Source organism: Streptomyces sp. NPDC059740 (assembly GCF_042733155.1).
Taxonomy (GTDB): Bacteria; Actinomycetota; Actinomycetes; order Streptomycetales; family Streptomycetaceae; genus Streptomyces.
Window position 1 is genome coordinate 50,352 of the sequence record NZ_JBHWGP010000005.1, and the last position, 22,243, is coordinate 72,594.

Below are 22,243 nucleotides of genomic sequence, written 5' to 3' on the forward strand. Positions count from 1 at the left end.
AGGACATCAGCAGATCGGCGGGAAGAACACTGTCACCAAGGCCCCGGAGCACCCCTGACCGCGACTGCCGTCCCGCCCCCCGGCCCATGTCGCGCCTATTGACAGGAAGTTGCCGACGGCGAAACACTCCGGCAATGGGAGAGCGCTCTCCAAGCCGTTCTCCCGACCCGGCGGACCCCTCGTGCACCCGGGCCCGCCGGCCCCGCAGTCGCCCGGCGACCGCGATCGGCGGCGCCCGCACCAGCCGCCCCGCCCCGCCGCCGGCCCCCGGGCGCCTGGCCGCCCACCCCCACCCGAGCCGAAGACCGGCAGGAGGTCTCCATGGCAAGGAGATCCGGCACCACTTCCGCACTGTTGGTCGGTACCGCGATGGCCATGACGGCCCTCGGCCTCGGCGGCGTCACCCTCGCCGCCCAGGCCGGTCCCGACACCGCGCCCCAGGTCACCGCGCAGACCGCCGCCCACTCAGGCCACACCATGGCCGCCCCCCGGTACGCCTCCGGCGACGACCCGGACGGCGACGGCTACATCATGGCCGACCCCCCGGTCACCGGGGTGAAACCGTCCGACGCGACCCCGCCGCACCGCTACTTCCACGAGTTCCAGGCCAACTGCAACTTCACCCACGCCGCCCCGGACGACCCGATCGTCTACCCGGGACAGCCCGGCGCCTCCCACAACCACACCTTCATGGGCAACACCACGACGGCCGCGGACTCCACCACGGCTTCGCTCAGTGCGGGTGAGAGCGTCTGCAAGGCCCCGGACGACCTGTCGGCCTACTGGGTGCCCACCGTCTTCAACGGGGACAAGCCCGTCTACCCGGTCGGGCCGCAGACCATCTACTACAAGGCGGGCGTCACCGACTACACCAGCGTCCGGCCGTTCCCGAAGGGACTGCGGTACGTGGTCGGCTCGCCGATGCAGACCAGGGACGAGTTCCGCAACCTCAAGGGCTGGGTCGAGGGCTGGGAGTGCGGCAACAGCTACGGCAACATCGACTTCCCCGCGACCTGCCCGAGCACCCCGGACACCCAGCTCAACATCCGTCTCCAGGCTCCGAGTTGCTGGGACGGCATCCACCTGGACACCCCCGACCACAAGAGCCACATGGCCTATCCGGTGGTGAAGCCGGGGACGAACGACAACGTCTGCCCCGCCGACCACCCGGTGGCGGTGCCCATGGTCGAGTTCAAGATGGCCTTCCCCGTCAACGGCGACATGTCGAAGGTGCGGCTGGCCAGCGGCGCCTCCTACACCTTCCACTACGACTTCTTCAACGCCTGGGACGATCCGACGCTCAAGGCGCTGGTCGACCACTGCATCGTCGGCGGCCTGCAGTGTGACGCCCGCGGTTACGACGAGACCAACCCGCAGGCGGGCGCCGCCCTGGGCCCCGACTACCGGCTGCCGTAACCCGGCGCCGGCCGCCTCCACCCGCTCCGACCCCGACCGCACCACGACCTGGCCGGTGACCTCTCCGGCGGTCACGGACCCACCCCGCCGGGGCCATAGAGCGCTCTCCGGGCCGGCTGCGGCGGCAGCCGGCCCGGAGAGCAACCCGTTCCCCCAACCCGACTCCCCCCACCCGCTCCCTGGAGGAACCATGCACCTGCGCGCACCGCTGACCGCGGCGGCGCTGCTGGCCGCAGCAACCCTCGCCCTGCCCGCGCCCGCCGCCCACGCGGCCGGCAACGTGGTCAGGGTGACCGGATCGCAGGGCAACTGGCAGTTGTCCGTGAACGGTTCGCCGTACACCGTCAAGGGCGTCACCTGGGGCCCGTCCCCCAACGACGCCACCAAGTACATGCCGGACCTGAAGTCCATGGGCGTCAACACCGTCCGCACCTGGGGCACCGACGCCACCAGCGCGCCCCTCTTCGACGCCGCTGCGGCCAACGGCATCAAGGTCATCGCGGGCTTCTGGTTGCAGCCCGGCGGCGGTCCCGGATCCGGTGGCTGCGTCAACTACGTCACCGACACCACGTACAAGAACGACATGCTCACCGAGTTCCCCAAGTGGGTGAACACCTACAAGGACAACCCCGGCGTCCTGATGTGGAACGTCGGCAACGAGTCGACGCTCGGCCTCCAGAACTGCTACAGCGGCGCGGAGCTGGAGACCCAGCGCAACGCCTACACCACCTTCGTCAACGACGTGGCGAAGAAGATCCACAGCGTGGACCCCAACCACCCGGTGACCTCCACCGACGCGTGGACGGGCGCCTGGCCCTACTACCAGAGGAACGCCCCCGACCTGGACCTCTACGCCGTCAACTCCTACAACGACGTCTGCAACGTGAAGTCGGCCTGGGAAGCGGGTGGTTACACCAAGCCGTACATCATCACCGAGACCGGTCCGGCCGGCGAGTGGGAGACGCCCGACGACGCCAACGGTGTGCCGCAGGAGCCCAAGGACACCGACAAGGCGGCCGGTTACACCAAGGCGTGGAACTGCATCACCGCGCACAAGGGCGTCGCCCTGGGAGCGACCGTCTTCCACTACGGCACGGAATACGACTTCGGCGGCATGTGGTTCAATCTCATCCCCGCCGGTGAGCGACGCCTGTCGTACTACACCGTGAAGAAGATGTACGGCGGTGACACTTCGCACGACAACACCCCGCCCGTCATCTCCGACCTCTCGGTCCCGAACCCCTCCTCGGTCCCGGCGGCGCAGACCCTGACGGTCAAGGCCCCGGCCACCGACCCGGACGGGGACGCGATCACCTACGAGGTCCTGGTGGGCAGCAAGTACATCGACAACTCCTCCGCCCTCACCTCGGTCCCCTCCACCCAGCAGGGCAACGGCACGCTGACGTTCACCGCGCCGGACAGGCCCGGCGTGTGGAAGCTGTACGTGAAGGCGAAGGACGGGCACGGCAACGTCGGCGTCGAGACCCGGTCGATACGGGTCGTGCCGCCGCCGGTCAACGGCACGAACGTCGCCCTGCACAAGCCCGCCACCGCCTCCTCGCAGCAGAGCGACAGTTACGGCGGCTGCCCCTGCCTGGCCGGCGGTGCCGTGGACGGCAGCCTCCAGACCCGCTGGTCCAGCGACTGGAGCGACCCGCAGTGGCTCCAGGTCGACCTCGGCGCGACCACGGCCCTGCACCACGTACAGCTCGCCTGGGAGGCCGCCTACGGCAAGGCGTACACCGTCCAGGTCTCCGGTGACGGCCAGAACTGGACGACGGTGCACGAGGTGAAGGCCGGCAACGGCGGGATCGACGACTTCGACGTCAACGCCAGCGGACGCTACGTGCGGTTGAACGCCACTGCCCGCGGCACCGGTTACGGCTACTCGCTCTACGAGTTCGGGATCTACAGCTGAGGTCCGCCACCGGGCGGCGCCGCCCGTCGCCCGGGGCGCCACCGGGGCCGGGTGAGCCGTGGCCCGGCGGGACCCGCCGGTGTCCTCGTGGCCGCCCGGCCGCCCCCGCCCGGCCGTGAGGCGGTGGCCACCCGCACTTGCCGCGGGTGGCCACCGCCTCCTCCCGGTCGCGCGGGAGGAGGCGGCAGGGCTCCTCGGACAGCGCCCCGGAGCGACGCGGTAAACGCCCGGCGCTCGCGGTCCGAACGCCGGTCCGCGGAGAAAGGCGAAGGCGGACGGGGCGCGGCACGGCGGAAGCCGGCACGGTCCGCGGCTCCGGGAGCCCGCCCCTCCTCCCCGCTCACGCCGACTCCCGCACCACCAGCTCCGGTTCGAAGATCCTCGAGGTGAGGTCCCGCGTTCCGTCCTGCACCTGTTCATGGAGGAGGCGGACCATCTCGGCCGCCATCTCCTCCACGGGCTGGCGCACGGTCGTCAGTGGCGGGCGACAGGCGAGGGCGGCGCTGGAGTCGTCGAAGCCCACGACGGCCACGTCCTGCGGCACCCGGCGACCGCGTTCGCGCAGGACCTGGCAGGCTCCCTGGGCCATCAGGTCGTTCGCCGCGAACAGGCCGTCCAGATCGGGGTGTTCGGTCAGCAGCCGGGTCATGCCCGCCACTCCGCTGGCGAGGGTGAAGCCGCCCTCGGCGACCGGTACGTAGGGCTGGCCGTGTCGGGCCATCGTGTCGCGGAAGCCCGCCAGCCGGTCCTGGCCGGCGGGCACGTCCAGCGGGCCGGAGATGGTCGCCACCCGGCGGCAGCCGCGGGAGAGCAGGCGTTCGGCGGCGAGCCGGCCGCCGTCGTGGTGGGCGAGGTCGACGTAGCTGAGCGGCGCCGGCCGGGCGGGCCGGGCGAAGAGCACCGCGGTCAGGCCCTCGGCGGCGAGCATGTCGGGCAACGGGTCGGCGGCGTGGGTGGAGACGATGAGAGCGCCGTCGGCGTCCCGGTGGCGCAGGTAGTCCACGACCTGCTCCCTGGCCGCGGTCGTCTCCGCCATCATCAGCACCGGGTGCATGGCGCGCGGGCGCAGCGCTCCGACGACACCGCTGACCACGCGGCCGAAGAAGGGGTCGGCGAAGACACGGGCGGCGAAGGCGTTCTGTTCGCTCGGGGAGTCGTCCCCCGCTCCGGAGACGACGAGCGCCACCGTCCCGGCGCGGCGGGTCACCAGTGAGCGTGCCGCGCGGTTGGGCACGTAGCCGGTGCGTTCCACCGCGAGCCGCACCTGCTCCTGGATGACGGGGTCGACGTTGCGGACGCCGTTGATGACGCGGGAGACCGTGGCGCGGGAGACCCCGGCCTCCCGCGCCACGGTCTCCAGCGTCGGCATGTCTTCGCGCATGAACGCAGCTTATCGGCCACGTCCGTTGCTGGGGAGAGCGATTTCCTCATCGACGACCAGTTCGGTGCACAGCGGGAGGTCTCCGGCGGACCGCCCCACCAGCACACGGTAGCGGCCGGCCGCGACCCGCCAGCCCCGCTCGGCGGTGGACCAGTGCCGCAGCGCCCGCAGCGGGAGGGGCACGACCGCCGTCACGGTGGCGTCCGGTTCTGCCTCGACGTGCGCGTAGCCCGCGAGCCACCGCACCGGACGTTCCACCTGCCCGTCCGCACGGGACAGGTAGACCTGGACGAGTTCACGTCCGCGGCGGGTGCCGGTGTTGCGCAGCTCGACGTGGACCTCGTGGCCGGCACCCTCGCCGGCCCGCCGGACGACGCGGGCCGTGCGGTGGTCCCACTCGGTGTAGCCCAGGCCGTGGCCGAACCAGTAGGCGGGTTCGGCCCGGGCGCGCAGCCAGGCGCGGTAGCCGACGTGCAGCCCTTCGGTGTACGGCAGGGTGCCGGCGGGGCCGGTGGTGGCGGTGACCGGTGCGTCGGCCAGGGCGCCCCAGGTGGTCGGCAGCCGTCCGCCGGGTTCAGCTGCGCCCAGCAGGACGTCGGTGATCCCGGGCCCGGCCTCCTGCCCGGGGAACCAGGCGAGCAGGACGGCGGCGACCTCCTCGCGCCAGGGCAGTTCCACCGGGCCGCCGCAGTTGAGGACGGCGACGGTCCGGGGCTGGACGGCGGCGACCGCCCGGACCAGTTCGTCCTGGCGGCCGGGCAGCCGCAGGGTGGTGCGATCGCGTCCCTCCGACTCGCTCTCCTCGGTGGTGCCGACGAACACGACCGCCGCGTCGGCCGCGGCTGCCGCAGCCACCGCGTCGGCGAGCGCCCGGTCGTCGGGCGGGGCCGGCGGGGCGGCGGTGAGCACCGTGGCGCGGCCGGCGTCGGGGACGAGACGGCGCCTGGCCACCACGAGTACGTCCCGGCCGGCGGGCAGGGTCACGGTGGCGCAGCGCTGCGGCGGTCGCACGTGGACGACGGCCGGGTCGTCGGTCTCCCGTGGCTGGATCTCGTCCATGACGAGGTGGCCGTCCACCTGGAGCGACAGCCGGCCGTACCCGGCGACGCCGAAGGTCCACCGGCCCGGAGTGCCGGGCCGGAGCACCGCGCTGATCTCGACCGTGTCGGCGCCGGGAACCAGCCGTGGTTCGAGCTGGCGGCCGGTGGGGCGGTGCTCGGCGTACAGCTCCTCCCCCGCCTCGTCGAGCATGCGCAGCAGGACACCGGGGGCGCCGCCTCTGGGGTCCCGGGCCAGGCGCCCGTCGACCGGGGCCGGCAGGGCCCCGGTGGCCGGGCCCGGTGCGTACCCGACCCGCGTCGTGGGTGCCAGCGCCCTCTGCAGGGCCTCCAGCGGGGAGATCACCGGCAGGGTGAACACCTCGGCGCTGCCGCCACCCTGGACACGCACGTCCCGGGCGTGGGTGCCGATGACGGCGAGCGAGTCCAGGGTCGCCGGGCGCAGCGGCAGGGTGCCGTCGTTGGCGAGCAGGACCGAACCGGCGGCGACGGCCCGCCGCAGGAGCACGCCGGCGGTCGCGACGCCACCGGGGGCCGCACCCTGCCGGGGTGTTCCACCGTTGCGGACCTCCCCGTTCCCGGGAGCCGCGGCGGCGGTGCCGGCAGGCGCGGGCGGGAGACCCGCGGCCAGGGGCACACCGGTGGTGCCGGCGGCGGTGACGGCCGGCTCCCGGACGCCCGGGGCGGCACCGGTGAGGTCCGGGACGAAGTCCAGGCCGTCCAGAGCCCCCAGGCGCGCGGCGAGGCGCAGCAGCCGGCGCACCTTCTCGTCGATTGCCTCCGGTGTCACCAGAGCCGACTCCACCGCGCGCACGAGTTCCTCACCCCAGGGTGTGTCCGGCCCGGGCATGGCGAGGTCCTGCGCCGCGAGGGCGGCCGCCACTGTCGTGCGCACGGCCCCCCAGTCGCTGACGACGACACCTTCGAAGCCCCAGTCGCCCTTCACCACCTCGGCCAGCAGGGGATGCTCCGTCATGGTCGTGCCGTTGAGGGTGTGGTAGCCCGTCATCAGCAGCGCGACCCCGGCCTCGACCGCGTCCTCGAAGGGGGCCAGGTACAGCTCGCGCAGGGTGCGTTCGTCGACCCGGACGTCGACGGTCAGGCGGTCGGTCTCCGACTCGTTGGCGGCGAAGTGCTTGGCGGTCGCGGCGACGCCTTGTGACTGCACGCCCCGGACCAGCGCGGCGCCGGTACGGCCGACCAGGAGCGGGTCCTCGGAGTAGCACTCGAAGTGCCGGCCGCCCAGGGGCGTGCGATGGAGGTTCAGGGTGGGTGCCAGGAGGACGTCGACCCCCTTGGCCCGGGCCTCCTCCGCCAGGACTCCGCCGAGCCGTTCCACCAGATCCTCGTCCCAGGTGGCCGCCATCGCCGAGGGGGAGGGCAGCACGAGGGAGACCCGGCGGTCGTCCCAGGAGTCGCCGCGCACCCCGACCGGCCCGTCGGACATCGCCAACGCCCGCAGCCCCACGGCCGGTTCGTCCGGAGTGTGCCACACGGTGGCACCCGACAGCAGGCGGACCTTCTGCCGAAGGTCCAGCTTGCCCAGCAGCCGCTCCCACTCCGCCTCGCCCACTCCGCGCCTCCTCGGCTCCCCGTGATGGGAGAGCGCTCTCCCATCGCCAAGCGTCCCGGGCCGTCGCGGCGCTGTCAATGTCGCCGCTTCCCCTCCCCCGCGGCCGGCGGCGCCCGGCGGGCGGGTGCTCAGAGGAGTTCGGACACCAGGCAGGCGTTGGTGCCCGGTTCGAGCGCCCGGAAGAGGTGCGGCAGGTCGCCGGGGTAGGCGACGTAGTCGCCGGGCCCGAGTTCGACCGGGTCGTCCGCGAGTCCGACCAGGGCGCGCCCCGAACCGAGCAGGACGTGCTCGACCACTCCGGACATGTGCGCCTCGGAGAGCCGCCCCGGACCGGGTTCGGCAGCGATGCGGTACACGTCACAGCGCGCGTGGGGCGAGCAGGAGGCGAGCAACGCGGCCTGGTAGTCGCCGTGTTCGGAGGAGAACTGCGCCCCTTCCCCGGCACGGACCACCTGGACCCGGCGGCGGGGCGGGTCCAGCAGTCGCGAGAAGGGGGCGTCCAGGGTGACGCACAGCGCCCACAGGGTCTCCAGGCTCGGGTTGCCCACCCCGGACTCGAGCTGGGACAAGGTCGACTTGGCGATCCCCGCCCGGCGCGCCACCTCGGTCAGGGTGAGCCCGGCCCGGGCACGCTCCCGCCGGAGTGCCGCGGAGACGACATCCATGGGCGGACCTGCTGGTGACTCCACTCGTTCGCTCCATCAGTCGTTTGTTCATCTTGACGAACAAGAACTCGTACGTTCATTCTAGGCGTCATGCGTTCGTTGTACCGAACTCTGGGCCGGTCGGCCCTGCGCGCCATCGCCCTCGCCTGCCTGGCGGTGGCGGTCACCGGCATGTCCTACGGTGCCGTGGCAGTCGGCCGGGGCTTCCCGCTGTGGGTGCCGATGGCCACCTCCTTGCTGGTGGTCGCCGGTTCGGCGGAGTTCTTGTTCGTCGGGATCGTGGGTGCCGGTGGAAACCCGGTGGCCGCGGTCCTCGCCGGTCTCCTCGTCAACGCCCGGCACGTGCCCTTCGGCCTGTCCCTCGGCCCCTTTCCGGGCCGCCGACCGCTACGGGCCCTGGCGGCCCACTGCACCAACGACGAGTCGGTGGTGTTCGCGCTGTCGCAGCGTGATCCGGCACGGCGCCGGGCCGCCTTCTGGGCCTGCGGGCTGGGCGTCCTCCTCACCTGGCCGCCCGGGGTCCTCCTCGGCGCGCTGATCGGAGACGCGGTCGGCGACACCCGCGCCTTCGGACTCGACGCCGTCTTCCCCGCGATCCTGACCGCGCTGATCCTGCCCTCGCTACGGGAGCGGACGACCCGGCGTGCGGCGCTCACCGGCGCCGCGGTGGCTCTGGCCGCCACCCCCTTCCTCCCCACCGGGCTGCCGGTCCTGCTGTCGCTTGCCGGGCTGGTCTGCGCCCGCCCCCGCACCCCGGACGAACCCGCCACCCCGAAGGAGGGCCTCGGATGAGCTCCTCGCTCCTGACCGGCTCGCTCCCCACCGGGCAGCTGCCGCTCGCGGTGGGCGTGGCGGTGCTGGCCGCCGGCACCTACGCCCTGCGTCTGGCGGGCTTCGCCCTGCGCGACCGCCTCACCGTCCCCTCATGGGCGCAACGGCTGATGGAGACGGCCACCGTGGTGCTGCTGGCCGCGCTGATCGCCACGACCGCGCTCACCGAGGGCCACGGCCCCGCCGGCTGGGCCAGGCCTGCGGGGGTGGTGGCGGCCGGGCTGCTGGCCTGGCGGGGGGTGCCGTTCCTGGCTGTGGTGCTCGGGGCCGCCGCGGTGAGCGGGGGGCTCCGGCTGCTCGGCGTGGCGTGAGGACGGCAGGAGGGGCGCCGGAGCAGTGGCCCGGGAGAGCCTCTCATCCGTTCACGGTCGCGCCCCGGCCCGTGCGCTCCACCCGCCGGGCGGTGACCGCGGCGCCTGCCAGGAACGCCACCCCGGAGGCGGCCAGGGCGGTCCGGACGCCGGCCATACCCGTGCCGCCCGAGCCGGCCAGGGCGCCGAGCAGTGCCACGCCGATCACGCTGCCGGCCTGGCGGGCGGCGTTGATGACCCCCGAGGCCAGCCCCGCGAGCGCTGCCGGTGCGCTCTCGGTCACCGCGGTGGTGGCCGCCGGCATGGTGAACGACATCCCGAAGCCGGCAGCCAGGAGCGGTACCACCAGAACGGGGTAGGGGGTGTGCGGCCCCACTGCGGTCAGCCCCAGCAGGCCGGCGCCGCCGACGAGGAGCCCGGCCAGCATGGTGGCGCGCGGCCCGCCGGTGCGGGCGGTGAACCGTCCCGAGAGCGCCGACCCGAGAACGGCCACCCCCATCTGCGGCAGCAGGGCCAGCCCTGCCAGCAGCGCCGAGTCGCCCCGGACCTGCTGGAGGTACAGGTTCAGCACGAAGAGCTCGCCGTAGAAGCCCAGGTTGATCAGGAGTCCGACGGCCGTCGCCCCGCTCAGCGTCCGGTCGGCGAACAGGTGCGGCGGGATCATGGGGACCCGGACCCGGCGTTCGGCCAGGAAGAAGCCGAGCGAGGCGAGGACGAAGACGGCTGCAGCGAGGACGACGGGCCTGCTCACCCCCGTCCGGCCGCCCTCGATCATCGCCAGTGCGAGGGCGGCGAGCGCGAGGAGGGAGGTGACCTGGCCCGCCGGGTCGAGCCGGTGGGGGCGGCCCGGGACAGCACGCACACGGCGGGCGGTGAGCGCCATCGCCACCAGTCCGACGGGCACGTTGACGAAGAACACCAGCCGCCAGCCCGCCGCCGAGACCAGGAGCCCGCCCAGCAGGGGCCCGGTGGCCGCCGCGATCCCCGCGATCGCGCCCCAGACTCCGACCGCACGGGCGCGGGCGCTCCGCTCCTGGTAGGACACGCGCAGCAGCGCCAGCGAGGACGGCAGCGCGAGCGCCGCTCCGACGCCCTGCGCCACCCGTGCGGCGACCAGGCTCGTGGTGTCCGGTGCCAGGCCACAGGCCAGGGAGGCCAGGACGAAGAGGGCGAGGCCGCTCTGGAAGACGCGGCGCGGCCCGAACCGGTCGGCGCAGGCCCCGCAGCACAGCAGCCCCGCCGCGAGGACGACGAGGTAGGCGTCCACCACCCACTGCTGGGCCGCGAGGCCGGCGCCGAGGTCCTTGCGGAGCGCGGGGAGGGCGACGTTCACGATGGTGCTGTCCAGAATCACCATGAAGTAGCCCAGGCAGAGGGCCCAGAGCGTCGGGCTGCGCAACGGCGAGGCCTCCTCGCCGGTCCCGCCGGCCCGGTCGGTCGGCGGCGTCGTGGGACGGTGTGTCGGGGTCATGCCGTCACGGTAGGAGCGCATCGCTTCGTCCCCCGACGAAGCGTCACCGGTCGCCGTCTGCGCCGCCCGGCCGGGGGACGTCGCTCAGCCCGGGCGGGCGGAGGGACGTACCCGGTGTCAGGAGGGGCGGGGCCGAAGAGTGGGCGAGGAGTGCTTGAAATTCTCAATGGCCGCACGGGTCACCTGACGCATCGCGTCGCTCCCGGCGTGCCCCGAGTCCTCGATGATGTGCAGCCGCGCGTCCGGCCACGCCTTGGCCAGCTCCCAGGCGGTCCGCACCGGGCTGCCCATGTCGTGCCGCCCGTGCACCAGCACCGCCGGGATGCCGGCCAGCCTGTGGGCGTCACGCAGCAGCTGGCCCTCCTCCAACCAGGCTCCGTGGCTGAAGAAGTGGGCGCAGATACGGACGAACGCGATCCGAGCGTCGGCATCACGGTCGCTGTACATGCCGGGCACGCCGTTGGGCTCGCCTGAGACGACCGCGTCCTCCCAGGTGAGCCAGTCGGCAGCAGCCTTCTCCCGGACCGCCCGGTCGGGGTTCTCCATCAGACGTGCGTAGGCCGCCGTCAGATCGCCGTCACGCTCCCCTTCGGGCACCCCCGCTCGGAACCGGTCCCATGCCTCGGGGCAGAACCGTCCCACGCCCCGGTAGAGCCAGTCGATCTCGGAACGGCGAGTGGTCGTCACCGCCGGGATGACCATCTCGCTGACCCGCTCAGGGTGCTGCTGTGCATAGGCCAGGACCAGGGTGGACCCCCAGGAACCGCCGTTGAGCAGCCACCGCTCGATGCCGAGGTGCTCGCGCAACCGCTCCATGTCGTCAATCAGGTGCTGCGTGGTATTCAGGCTCATGTCCGCCGCCGGGTCGCTGGCGTGCGGGGTACTGCGGCCGCAGTTGCGCTGGTCGAAGCGGATGACGCGGTAGTGCTCGGGGTCCCAGGCCCGCGTGGGCTTGCGGGGCGCGCCCGATCCGGGGCCGCCGTGAACGTTGAGGGCCGGCTTGCCCGCGGGGTTGCCGAGCTGCTCGTAGTAGACCCGGTTGCCGTCTCCGGTGTCGAGATGCCCGTGGTCGTAGGGGCTGGTCGGAGGATAGAGATCAACCATGGCCGCTGATCCTAGGGCTCCTGTCCGGTGAGCGGCAGGGATGGGGAGAGGTGGTCGTCGAGCCGCTTGAGCAGCGGGGTGAAGCTGGGCGCTCGGGGTGGGGGACGAGCCAGGCGGCGTTCAAGCCTCGTCCCGGGACACGTCGAACCGTCGGTCTGTCAGCGCCCGCAGGACGTCCCACCCGGATGCCCTGCTCCCGCTCACCCTGCCGTCCGTCGGGCGGCTCCGAGGCGCGACGGAAGCCCATGGCTCCGATCGAGGGTCTGTCCCGACGCGAGGCCCTGGGCCACCGCGAAGCCGGGTCCGCTGGAGCACGGACCCGGCTGAGGTGCAAGTGCCGTCCGAACAGCTGTCGAACGGATCTACACTACTTGGTGTACCCGATCTTCTCGTAGACGACGTCCGCCATGCCGATGGCGCCCATGTTGGCGATGTTCTTCTTGATGGCGGCGATGTTGGGGCGCTGGTACAGCGGCATGTAACCGGCGACCTGCCAGGCCTCGGCATCCGCCTTGTTGATCAGCTCGAGCTGGTGGGTCGGGTTGCTCGCGTCGGTCGCGGCCTCGGCGAGGAGGTCGTCCAGCTTCTTGCTGCCCGCGTTGGCGTCGTTGTTGCCGCCCTTGGTGGTGTAGAAGTTGCTGGCGCCACTGGCAGGGAACGGCGTGGCGAAGAGGCTGAAGGGCGCGACGTCGAAGTCACCGGGCGTCACGTATTTGTCGAAGAAGTCGTTGATGGGGACCGTCTGGACCTTGACCTTGATCCCGACCTTCGCCCACATCTGGGTCACGATCGACCCCTCGCTGGTGGAGACGGGCGTGCCGGACGGGACGACGAAGCGCAGGGACAGCTCCTGGCCGTCCTTCTTGCGCACGTCCCCGCTCTTCTTCCACCCCGCCTGGTCCAGCAACTTCTCGGCGGCCTTCGGGTTGTACTTGCCGAGTTCGCCGCTGTTGTCCTGGTAGCCCTTCTGGTTGTTGACCAGAAGGTTGTTGTCGAGGGTCTGCGGCTTCCAGCCGAGGCCGTTGAGGTCGGACTTGGCGATCGTGGCGCGGTCCGTGGCCATGAACAGCGCGTGCCGCACACGCGGGTCCTTCAGCTTGGGGCTGTCGCCGTTCAGCGTGAAGATCCGGTTGTTGGGGCTGCCCGCCTCACGGATCTCGCCGCCGCTGGCCTTGGAGGCCGTCTTGTAGGACGAGGCGTCGACACCGACGTCGAAGTAGTCGATCTCGCCGTTGGCGAAGGCATTGGCCATGGCGGCGGTGTCCATCGCGTGGAAGACGATCTTGTCGAGCTTCGGCTTGTCGCCCCACCACTTCGGGTCCGCGACGACGGTGATGGTCTGCGCGGACTTGTCGATGCTGCCCAGTTTGAAGGCGTTGGCGGTGACCGGCATCTTGTTGAGGTAGCCGGTGTTGAAGAGCTTGGGATCCGCCATGTACTTCTTGGGCATCAGCGGCTCGTTGTTCGCCGCGTTGAACATGCCCTTCCAGTCCGCGAACGGCTTGGCGAAGGTCATGATCGCCTGGTAGTCGTCCTTGCCCTTCTTGACGCTCTCCACCTGCTCGAACCCGACCGAGGTGGCCACCTTGTAGGCCTTGTTCTTGCCGTTCATGGCATCGCTCTCGGCCTTGACGTCCTCCCAGGTGATGGGGGTGCCGTCCGACCACTTGGCCTTCGGGTTGAGGTTCCAGGTGACGACCTGCTTGCCCCCCACCGTCTTGGAGTCGGCACCGAGCAGGAACGCCTTGTTGGGCACCTGCGCGCCGGTGGCGGTGCTGTGCCAGAAGGAGGGCACCAGTGCGCGCATCACCTCGGATGTCGCCACGTCACTGCCGTCGATCTCGAGCTGGTTCCACTGGGTGGAGAACTGCGAGATGGCCCAGTTGAACGTGCCGCCCTGCTTGAGGGTGGACGGGTCCTTGGCGTTGATGTCGATGGCCTCGGTCTTCGGCGGGGCCTTGTCCGCCTTCGAGCCGTCGTCGTCCGAGCCGCCGCAGGCGGTGAGCACCAGCGACGAGGCCGCGAGGGTCGCGACGAGGGCGAGTGATCGGGAGACCTTCACGGTTCCTCTTTCTGATCGTGTCGGGTGTTGCGTGCGGAACAGGGACGGGGCAGAGGTCCGGTCCCCGGCTCAGACCACCTCGCGGGCGGCTGCGAAGTGGCAGGCCGCCACGTGATCGGCGCCGAGAGTGCGGGAGTCGGGGTCCTCGTCCCGGCAGCGGGCCTGGTCGGCCTCGCCGAGCGTGGCGTACTTCGGGCAGCGCCCGGCGAAGCGGCAGCCCGAGGGCACGTCGGCCGGGGACGGCAGGTCGCCGCTGAGCAGGATGCGGGTCCGGGTGCGCTCCCGCTCGGGGTCGGGCAGCGGAACCGCCGAGAGCAGGGCCTGGGTGTAGGGGTGGGACGGAGCGGCGAACACCGTGTCGGCCTCACCGACCTCGACCAGACGTCCCAGGTACATCACCGCGATGCGGTCGGCGATGTGTCGTACGACCGACAGGTCGTGGGCGACGAAGAGGTAGCTCAGCCCGAGGCGGGACTTGAGTTCGTCGAGGAGGTTGAGCACGCCGGCCTGAATGGAGACGTCGAGTGCCGATACGGGCTCGTCGAGGATGACGAGCCGGGGCTCCAGTGCCAACGCCCGGGCGATGGAGATGCGCTGACGCTGTCCGCCGGAGAACTCCTGCGGGTAGCGGTCGGCGTGGGACGCCTCAAGTCCAACCATCTCCAGCAGCTCGGGCACCCGGGCGGCGATCCGTTGCTTGTCCCAGCCGTGCGTCTTCAGTGGTTCGGCGAGGATGTCGCCGATCGGCATACGGGCGTCCAGTGCCGCCATGGGGTCCTGGAAGACGATTTGCATGTCACGGCGGAGCCCCTTGCGGTCGGTACGGCTCAGGCCGCGGATGTCCTTGCCGAAGACGGTGACGGTGCCGGCCTGGCCACTGGGGAGGTCGAGGATCTCCAGCAGGGTCGTGGTCTTACCGCATCCCGATTCTCCCACCAGGCCCAGAGTCTCACCCTCCCGGATGTCGAAGCTGATGCCGTCGACGGCACGCACAGTGCCCACCGTCCGTTTGACCAGCCCGCCCTTGGTCAGTGGGAAGTGCTTGACGAGGCCGTCGAGTGCCAGCACCGTCGGCCGTTCCCCGCGCGGCAGCCTCTCCACCGAAGTGGCCTCGGGCAGTTCGGGCACCGGGTAGACCTCGTCCCGGGCGATGCTCGTGCCGATCTCGTCTGCGCGGTGGCACGCCGTGGGATGGTCCCCTTCCTCTGCCACCGCGAGTTCGGGCTCCGTGGTGCGGCAGACGTCCACGGCGACGGGGCACCGGGGAGCGAAGGGGCAGCCGGGTGCGAGGTCGACCATGGAGGGCGGGTTGCCTTCGACCGGAACCAGCGCCTGCCGGGCCCCGTCACCGGAACGGGACTCGTCGAGCCGTGGGACGGAAGCGAGCAGTCCGATGGTGTAGGGCATGCGGGGCCGGTAGTAGACGTCATCGACGCCGCCGGTCTCCACTGGCCGCCCGGCGTACATCACCTGGACCCGGTCGGCGAACCCCGCGATGACGCCGAGGTCGTGGGTGATCATGACGATTGCCGCGCCGGTGACCTCCTGCGCGGTCTTCAGGACATCCAGCACCTGGGCCTGGATGGTGACGTCCAGGGCGGTCGTCGGCTCGTCGGCGATGATGACCTTGGGGTCGTTGGCGATCGCCATGGCGATCATCGCGCGCTGCCGCATACCGCCGGAGAACTCGTGCGGAAAGGCGTCGATCCGGCGCCGTGGGTCGGGGATGCCGACCAGGTCGAGCAGTTCCATGGCACGCTTGCGCGCCACGTCCTTGCCCACCGGCTGGTGGATGCGGATCGCCTCGACGATCTGGTCACCGACGGTGTAGACGGGGGTGAGGGCCGAGAGCGGGTCCTGGAAGACCATCCCGATGTCGTTGCCGCGGATACCCGACATCGCCCGGTCGTCCAGTGGCAGCAGTTCCCGGCCTCCGAGGCGAACGGAACCGGACACCTCGGCGGAGTCGGGCAGGAGGCCCAGGACCGCCATGGAGGAGACGGACTTTCCGGAGCCGGACTCACCGACGATACCCAGGACCTCGCCGGGCCGGACGGCGTAGGTGACGCCGCGGACGGCGTGGACCTCACCGGCCTCGCTGGGGAACGAGACGTGCAGATCCTGCACTTCGAGGACGGGGGCGGCCGCGTCAGCAGATGCGGCGGTGGGGTCCGGCGTGGTCTCGGTCACCGGTGGGGTCCTTCCTGGAACGCGGGGGTCTTGTACGGGGCGGTGGCGTACCGGTTCACGAAGCGCCACCCGCGTCCTCGGCCTGGGGGCGGCCGTCGGCCGGACCGGCCCCCTCGTGCTCCTCCACACGGGCCTGCGGCCTGGCGCTGTCGGAGACCAGGGGGGCGCCGGCCGTCGTGGCGGGGAGTGCGGAACCACCTCCCTGAGCGGGAACGGCGGCCGAGGCGGGCGCCGTCTTGGTGGCCGCGGTCCGTCCGGCCCGTCGCCGGGTGCTCCGGGCCTTGGCCCCGGTGGAGTTGGGGTCCAGGGCGTCGCGCAAGCCGTCCCCGACGAAGGAGATGGCCACGCCGATGAGGACCAGGCACCCCGCCGGGAAGAAGAAGAGCCATGGGTACGTCGATGCGTTGCCGCTGTTCTCGGAGATAACGGTTCCGAGGGAGACGTCGGGGGGCTGCACACCGAATCCGAAATAGGACAGGCTGCTTTCGCCGATGACCGCGGCACCCACCTGGATGACGACGTCGATGATCAGCATCGAAGCCATGCTGGGCAGGATGTGGCGGAAGATGATGGTGGGAGCAGGTACCCCCATGTACTTCGCCGCCCTCACGAACTCCCGGTCCTTGAGGGTGAAGGTCATGGACCGCACCACCCGGCCGGTGACCATCCAGCTGAACGCGCCCAGCAGACCGACGAAGGCCAGCCAGGTCGCGCCACGGAAGGTGGGCGAGAGGACGGCAATGATCAGGAACGAGGGCATCACCAGCAGCAGGTCGACCAGCCACATCAGGACCCGGTCGACCCACCCTCCGAAGTAGGCGGCGAAGGAGCCGACGACCGCGGAGAGGAAGGTGGACAACACTCCAGCCAACAGACCGATGACCAGGGACTTCTGCAGTCCTCGCATGGTCAGGGCGAAGAGGTCGACCCCGCTCTGGGTGGTGCCCCACCAGTGGTCGCCCGACGGCGTGCCCAGGAAGGTCAGGTAGTCGTGCTCCTGATAGTCCCACTTGGTGAGGAACGGTCCGACATAGGCGGCGAGGAACAGCAGGACGATGATGCAGAGTCCGACCAGCGCGAGGCGGTTGCGGGTGAACCGCCTTACCGTGAGCCGGAACCGGGAGGTCGGGGCGTTTGCCGGACGGCCCTCGGCCTCCCCCTCCACGACGGGGGCCGGACCCTCGACGGGGTCGGTTGCGGGGGGAAGCTGGACGCTCATCGCGCGCTCTCCTGAGGTGCGGTGGGAAGGGGGACGGTCAGCGGTGCGGGGTCAGCGGATCCGCACGCGCGGATCGAGCGCCGCGTACAGCACGTCGGAGAGCAGTCCGGCGATCAGCACCAACACGGCGGTGAACAGGCCGACGGTGGCGACGGAGTTCACGTCCTGCTTGGTGATGGAGTCGACCAGCAACTCTCCCATGCCGTGCCAGCCGAATGTCTTCTCCGTGAAGGTGGCACCGGTGAAGAGCAGCACGATGTTGTAGACGAGGAGCGGCACCACCGGAAGGATCGCGGTGCGCAGGCCGTGTTTGACCAGAGCCTTGCGGCGCCTCAGTCCCTTGGCCCTGGCGGTGCGAAGGAAGTCGCTTCCCAGGACGTCCAACATGGTCGACCGCTGGTACCGGCTGTAGAGGGCAACCTGGAGGATGATCAGCGTGAGGGCCGGGAGCAGCATGTGCTGCGCTCGGTTGACCAGGGCGTCGAAGCCCCACTGGCCCGCGTACTGGGGGTCGTACTCGCCCAGCACCTTGAGCGTCTGCGATCCGTCATTGATCGCGGTGGCCGTGATCTTTAGGGCGACCGCGATGACGAACACGGGCATGGCCAGCACGAAGAAACTCGCCAGGGTGGAGAACCGGTCGAAGAGCTTGTACTGCCGGATGGCTCCGAAAGCGCCCACCGCCACACCCAGCACCGACCCCACCAGGGTGGCCAGGAGCAGGAGCCGTGCGGAGACACCGACCCGGCGACCGAAGTCGGCGCTGACGTCGTCGCCTTCGATCGTCCTCCCCAAGTCACCGTGGACGACACCGTCCGCCCAGTGCCCGAAGCGGACGACCACCGGGGTGTCGGGGTTCATGTTGTAGTCGTCCAGCGTCCTGGCGATGGAAGCCTGGGACAGCGGTGGGTTACGTCCCTCGAACTTCAACCGCGGGTTGAGACTCAACCCCGCAAGGAAGTAGGTGAGTGACGCCGCGACCACCACCAGCACCAGATAGTTGACCAGCCGGCGCAGCAGATAGCGACCCATGCGCGATGCCTCTCCCCTCGTGCGCACCGCATGTCTGGGCGGGACGGCCGGGTGAGAGCGGTGCGGATCAGCGAACATCTTTGAGGGGCGCAACCGAATTGTCGATCACGAACAGTTCACGGACGGATAACGCCAACTTGCCCGCATATAGCGGACGTTCGGGACATGACCTTGGAAACCACGCCTCCGAGCCATCACCAACCTGCCATTCCCAGGCGTGACCGCCTTTCGGACAGTCGAGAGCGTTATGCGGACTGTTCGTCAGCGTGACCTCGAGCAGGTGAACTTGGGGAAGAATTTACATCGCCGACACGTGTGGAGGTGAGTCCTCCGTCGCGTTCAGCCCCCCCCGGCGGCTCGTCCGCCTCAGAGGCTTCCCCCCTGGGCCGGTCGTCTTGGTCTCCTTCGGAGCCGGCCCGCTTCCGCGAGTCTGCTTCCGATATCTCTTCCGCCCACACCGTCTCGTCCGCCTCCGCGGAGTTCCGCAGCGCGTAGTCCACCCGAACGTGCCGGTACACCTCACCGGGGGCCACCTGGTCGGGCAGCCCCTCACGCTCGCTGCCGCTCCAGCCGGAGTGTCCCGGGCTGCCGAACAGGGCGACGCTCGTCTCCGGGGCCTCGGTGAACAGCAGGTCCTCGCCGGTCACCGAGGCGGAGAAGGAGATGTCCGGTTCGGCCGGAGTCTCACCGCGGCTTCACGGCGGTAGCCGTCGGCGGGCCGAGCTGTGGTGGCCGGAGTGGCGCGAGGGGGCCTGCTCCTCGTCGCGGCCTCGGCGTCGGGATGGCCGGGCGGAGTCCGCGTCCTCGCCGGTTCGCCGTCGCGGGCGGGACGGGGCGTCGTCCGAGGAGGAGCGCCGGGAGCGTGAGGTCTCGGGGGACCGGCGTCTCTGCGCCGTCGAACGGGACGCCCGTCCTCCGCCGTCCTCCTCCTCGCCCTCGTCATCCTCTGCCCGTGCGGAGGTCCGCCTGGGACGGCGTGGGCTGGCCTCAGGCGAGTCCGCAGCCTTGCGGGAGCGGGTGGCGCGGCCCTTCCCGCCCTCCGACCGGCCGGTCGCCTCCTCGGCCTCCTGCCCGGCCCCCTCGGCCACCTTGCCGGCCTTCCCTGCTCCCTCCTCGGCCACCTCGCCGGCCTTGTCCACGCCCTCTTCGGCGAGGTCCCCGGCCTTGCCACCGGCTTCCTTCGCCGTCTCGCCGACACTCTCGCCCGCTTTCCCCGCGGCCTCGCCGACGTTCTCACCCGCCTCCCCCGCGGCCTTGCCTGCTCCGCGACCGGCTTCGCGGACCGCGCCGCCGGCCTCCTCGCCGACTTCTTCGGTCGCCTTCCCTGCGCCTTCCGCGACGTCCTCGGCGCCCTCACCGACGTCCTCCACCGCGCTGCCGGCGCCCTTCCCCACGTCCTCGACGCCCTTGCCGACTCCTTCGGCCGCGTCGCCGGCACCGCGCCCCACCTCCTCGGTGGCACGGCCCGCGCCGCCTCCGACGTCCTCGACGGCCGACCCCGCTCCCTCGCCGACCTTGTCGACCGCTCCCCCGGCGCCCTTGCCCACCTCCTGGACCGCCCCGCCCGCGCCCTTCCCCACGTCCTGCACGGCGCCGCCGGCACCCTTGCCCACGTCCTGCACCGCTCCCCCGGCGCCGTGGCCGACCTCCTCGACCGCGCCACCCGCGCCGCGGCCCAGTTCGCCGACCGCGCGCTCCGCTCCGCTGCCGACGTCCTCGACGGCCGAGCTGACGCCCTTGGCCAGCTGCTCCAGGATCTGCGGGTTGTGGTCGAGCGTGGCCAGGACGCGGTTGATGATCGAGGCGACGTTGTCCAGCCGCACTCTGAGCTGGGCCTGGGCCTGGACACCTTTGATGCCCAGGTGCACCCGTCCCAGTGACACGTCGGCTCCGACGTTCAGTTTCAGCAGGTCGAGCACCTCGGCCTGGAGGGAGACGCGGGCCCGCAGGTCCTCCACGTCGAGTTCGATCTCCTCGACGCTGACGTTCGGGACGTCCAGGTAGACGTCGGGGTCCTCGGTGCGGGTGGGCGCCGGGCCCTCCTCGGCCGGGACGACGGTGCCCTCCTTGGGCTCCCTGCCGGAGTGTGGCTCCCGGTCGCGTTCCTCGTCCTCCGCCTCACGGCGGTCGACCTCCGCACCCCGTTCCTCGAAGCTCTCGGCCTCGTCATCCATGCGTGGCTCCTCGCGCGATGGCCGGGACAGATGCCGCGTGTCCAGTATGTCAATATTCGACGCTTTATGGGCAGTCGGCTACCGCAGAGAAGGACTGCGCAGCGGCGCGCCCGGACGGCCACCCCCCTCGCCGCCATGCGTCACACAACGTGGCCGACCGCCTGTTGGTACAACGTTGGAAACACCGTGCCACCAGGCCTGTCGCCCGGTGCCCCCCTTTCCGTTCCGCCCCTCTGCCGCTGCGTCCCGCAAGGACGCAGCGGGACGGCGGTTGACCGCGTCGCGTTCCGGTGACGGTCAGTGCGCCGACCGGCCATCGCACCACCCACCTCGGCAGCGGTCCGGCGGCGCTCCAGCGGCGTGCGGACGTCCGCCCGGCGGCATACCGCCAGCAGGACGTCAGCGGCCTCGCCACTCCTGCCGTCCCCCGACGCTGCTGCCCCCCCTCGCCGGCACCGCCGTATCCCTGGGGGCACCGCCGTATCCCTGGGGGCACCGCCCCCGGAACCGGTCCGGTAACGACAGGCCACCGGAGCCTCGCACGACTCTTGACAGTCCTGTCGACGGTGGCCCAATGTCCTCCTTACATCGTTGCAATCAAGCAAGTTCTCCCTGTCACAAGAGGGTTGGCGTGCCGTGACGGCTTCTCCCACCGCCCTCGTCTCCGGGGCCACCCGCTCCGCGCATCACGAGGATGTGATCACTCCATGACCGCCACTGACCGGGTCAGGACCACCGCTGCGGCACTGACCGCCGCAGCCCTCTGCCTCGTCGCCACCTCGTGCACCAACTCGGGCTCGGAAGGCGGTGGTTCCTCGTCCAAAGCCTCCTCCGACAGTTCGGCGGCGGCTCAGGAGGTGGCCTCGCCTTCCCAGTCCGCGAGCGGCCCGGCGTGCACCTACAAGGACTACGCCGGCGGGGTGCCGAAGGTCGACGTCACCGACGGCAAGACGGTGGTCGGGTTCTCCCAGTCGGAGTCGACCAGCAACCCGTTCCGCGCGACCGAGACCAAGAGCATCGAGTCGCAGGCCAAGAAGCTGGGCGTCAAGCTGATCCAGCGCAACGCCAACGCCGACGTCAACGCCCAGAACTCGCAGATCGAGGACATGATCGCGCAGGGCGCCAAGGTGCTGATCGTCGCGCCGGAGAACTCCGACGGCCTCGGCCCCGCCCTCGCCAAGGCCAAGGCCAAGAAGATCCCGGTGCTCACCATCGACCGTACCGTCGGCGGCAAGGCCTGTGACGACTTCATGTCCTTCATCGGCTCGGACTTCTACGGGCAGGCGAAGATCGCCGCGGACGACCTCGCGAAGGCCACCGGTAGCGACGGGCACGTCGCGATCCTGACCGGCACGCCCGGCAACAACGTCTCGACCGACCGCACCAAGGGCTTCCAGGACCAGCTCAAGGCCAAGTACCCGAAGATGAAGGTGGTCGCCTCGCAGACGGCCAACTTCACGCAGACCGAGGGCCAGAAGGTCATGGAGCAGCTCCTCCAGGCCCACTCCGACATCGACGCCGTCTACGCGGAGAACGACGAGATGGCCCTCGGCGCCCTCCAGGCCATCCGCTCGGCCGGCCGGACCCCGGGCAAGGACATCCAGGTGGTCTCCATCGACGGCACGCGCCAGGCGGTGCAGAACGTCGCCTCCGGCGCCCTGGCGGCCGACATCGAGACCAACCCGCGCTTCGGTCCGCTCGCCTTCCAGGCACTGAAGGACTTCTACGGCACCAAGGGCGTCCAGTCCAAGGTGATCATCAAGGACGGCCACTTCGCCAAGACCAATGCGCAACAGGCCCTGGACGACGGCCTGGTGTACTGAGGCCGGGCCGTCACC

At 71.1% G+C, this 22,243-nt stretch carries 15 protein-coding genes; 5 read left to right on the plus strand and 10 right to left on the minus strand.

Annotation, left to right across the window (positions count from 1 at the left end; genetic code table 11):
• The first annotated feature begins 321 nt into the window (after positions 1-321).
• Both ACFV3R_RS08575 and ACFV3R_RS08580 read left to right on the plus strand, forming a co-directional pair.
• On the plus strand, positions 322-1,416 hold the full coding sequence (locus ACFV3R_RS08575) for a DUF1996 domain-containing protein (protein ID WP_385577677.1): 1,095 nt from the start codon (positions 322-324) through the stop codon (positions 1,414-1,416).
• Positions 1,417-1,606: 190 nt separating this feature from the next.
• Positions 1,607-3,334: a discoidin domain-containing protein gene (locus ACFV3R_RS08580; protein WP_385577680.1), complete on the plus strand. Its 1,728-nt coding sequence runs from the start codon at positions 1,607-1,609 to the stop codon at positions 3,332-3,334.
• A gap of 340 nt (positions 3,335-3,674) precedes the next feature.
• On the opposite strand, the gene ACFV3R_RS08585 is transcribed toward ACFV3R_RS08580, so the two are convergent.
• The 3 genes from ACFV3R_RS08585 to ACFV3R_RS08595 form a co-directional block, all read right to left on the minus strand.
• Entirely contained in the window at positions 3,675-4,715 is a 1,041-nt protein-coding gene (locus tag ACFV3R_RS08585; protein ID WP_385577683.1) for a LacI family DNA-binding transcriptional regulator, read from the minus strand.
• Positions 4,716-4,724: 9 nt separating this feature from the next.
• On the minus strand, positions 4,725-7,346 hold the full coding sequence (locus ACFV3R_RS08590; RefSeq protein WP_385577686.1) for a glycoside hydrolase family 3 C-terminal domain-containing protein: 2,622 nt from the start codon (positions 7,344-7,346) through the stop codon (positions 4,725-4,727).
• A gap of 128 nt (positions 7,347-7,474) precedes the next feature.
• A complete protein-coding gene (locus ACFV3R_RS08595) occupies positions 7,475-8,011 on the minus strand; it encodes a helix-turn-helix domain-containing protein (protein WP_385577689.1) in 537 nt (178 codons plus the stop codon).
• Between the two features lie 90 nt (positions 8,012-8,101).
• On the opposite strand from ACFV3R_RS08595, the gene ACFV3R_RS08600 reads away from it, so the two are divergent.
• Both ACFV3R_RS08600 and ACFV3R_RS08605 read left to right on the plus strand, forming a co-directional pair.
• Positions 8,102-8,803 carry an AzlC family ABC transporter permease gene (locus ACFV3R_RS08600; RefSeq protein WP_385577692.1) on the plus strand — a complete coding sequence of 234 codons (702 nt, stop codon included), beginning with the start codon at positions 8,102-8,104 and terminating at the stop codon, positions 8,801-8,803.
• Positions 8,800-9,153, plus strand: a complete 354-nt coding sequence (locus ACFV3R_RS08605; protein WP_385577695.1) for an AzlD domain-containing protein — start codon at positions 8,800-8,802, stop codon at positions 9,151-9,153. Before ACFV3R_RS08600 ends, ACFV3R_RS08605 begins: the two co-directional genes overlap by 4 nt.
• A gap of 43 nt (positions 9,154-9,196) precedes the next feature.
• Here the strand turns inward: ACFV3R_RS08605 and ACFV3R_RS08610 are convergent, their stop codons facing one another.
• The 7 genes from ACFV3R_RS08610 to ACFV3R_RS08640 all read right to left on the minus strand — a co-directional run bounded on the left by ACFV3R_RS08610 (position 9,197) and on the right by ACFV3R_RS08640 (position 20,405).
• Entirely contained in the window at positions 9,197-10,624 is a 1,428-nt protein-coding gene (locus ACFV3R_RS08610; protein ID WP_385577698.1) for an MFS transporter, read from the minus strand.
• A gap of 117 nt (positions 10,625-10,741) precedes the next feature.
• On the minus strand, positions 10,742-11,728 hold the full coding sequence (gene pip, locus ACFV3R_RS08615; RefSeq protein WP_385577701.1) for a prolyl aminopeptidase: 987 nt from the start codon (positions 11,726-11,728) through the stop codon (positions 10,742-10,744).
• Between the two features lie 367 nt (positions 11,729-12,095).
• On the minus strand, positions 12,096-13,790 hold the full coding sequence (locus ACFV3R_RS08620) for an ABC transporter family substrate-binding protein (RefSeq protein ID WP_385577704.1): 1,695 nt from the start codon (positions 13,788-13,790) through the stop codon (positions 12,096-12,098).
• A gap of 69 nt (positions 13,791-13,859) precedes the next feature.
• Positions 13,860-15,980, minus strand: a complete 2,121-nt coding sequence (locus tag ACFV3R_RS08625; RefSeq protein WP_385577707.1) for a dipeptide ABC transporter ATP-binding protein — start codon at positions 15,978-15,980, stop codon at positions 13,860-13,862.
• 55 nt (positions 15,981-16,035) lie between these two features.
• Positions 16,036-17,199 carry an ABC transporter permease gene (locus tag ACFV3R_RS08630; protein ID WP_385577709.1) on the minus strand — a complete coding sequence of 388 codons (1,164 nt, stop codon included), beginning with the start codon at positions 17,197-17,199 and terminating at the stop codon, positions 16,036-16,038.
• Between the two features lie 51 nt (positions 17,200-17,250).
• Complete coding sequence (locus tag ACFV3R_RS08635) at positions 17,251-18,231, minus strand: ABC transporter permease (protein WP_385577712.1); 981 nt, start codon at positions 18,229-18,231, stop codon at positions 17,251-17,253.
• Between the two features lie 695 nt (positions 18,232-18,926).
• Positions 18,927-20,405 (minus strand): hypothetical protein, encoded by a 1,479-nt coding sequence (locus ACFV3R_RS08640; RefSeq protein WP_385577715.1) that lies wholly within the window; start codon positions 20,403-20,405, stop codon positions 18,927-18,929.
• 707 nt (positions 20,406-21,112) lie between these two features.
• Here ACFV3R_RS08640 and ACFV3R_RS08645 point away from each other — a divergent pair.
• On the plus strand, positions 21,113-22,228 hold the full coding sequence (locus tag ACFV3R_RS08645; protein WP_385577718.1) for an ABC transporter substrate-binding protein: 1,116 nt from the start codon (positions 21,113-21,115) through the stop codon (positions 22,226-22,228).
• Positions 22,229-22,243: the final 15 nt, after the last annotated feature.

Coding starts and splice junctions, on each gene's coding strand:
- ACFV3R_RS08575 (WP_385577677.1), top strand. CDS start 322: ATGGCAAGGAGATCCGGCACCACTTCCGCACTGTTGGTCGGTACCGCG.
- ACFV3R_RS08580 (WP_385577680.1), top strand. CDS start 1,607: ATGCACCTGCGCGCACCGCTGACCGCGGCGGCGCTGCTGGCCGCAGCA.
- ACFV3R_RS08585 (WP_385577683.1), bottom strand. CDS start 4,715: ATGCGCGAAGACATGCCGACGCTGGAGACCGTGGCGCGGGAGGCCGGG.
- ACFV3R_RS08595 (WP_385577689.1), bottom strand. CDS start 8,011: ATGGATGTCGTCTCCGCGGCACTCCGGCGGGAGCGTGCCCGGGCCGGG.
- ACFV3R_RS08600 (WP_385577692.1), top strand. CDS start 8,102: ATGCGTTCGTTGTACCGAACTCTGGGCCGGTCGGCCCTGCGCGCCATC.
- ACFV3R_RS08605 (WP_385577695.1), top strand. CDS start 8,800: ATGAGCTCCTCGCTCCTGACCGGCTCGCTCCCCACCGGGCAGCTGCCG.
- ACFV3R_RS08610 (WP_385577698.1), bottom strand. CDS start 10,624: ATGACCCCGACACACCGTCCCACGACGCCGCCGACCGACCGGGCCGGC.
- pip (WP_385577701.1), bottom strand. CDS start 11,728: ATGGTTGATCTCTATCCTCCGACCAGCCCCTACGACCACGGGCATCTC.
- ACFV3R_RS08630 (WP_385577709.1), bottom strand. CDS start 17,199: ATGAGCGTCCAGCTTCCCCCCGCAACCGACCCCGTCGAGGGTCCGGCC.
- ACFV3R_RS08635 (WP_385577712.1), bottom strand. CDS start 18,231: ATGGGTCGCTATCTGCTGCGCCGGCTGGTCAACTATCTGGTGCTGGTG.
- ACFV3R_RS08640 (WP_385577715.1), bottom strand. CDS start 20,405: ATGGATGACGAGGCCGAGAGCTTCGAGGAACGGGGTGCGGAGGTCGAC.
- ACFV3R_RS08645 (WP_385577718.1), top strand. CDS start 21,113: ATGACCGCCACTGACCGGGTCAGGACCACCGCTGCGGCACTGACCGCC.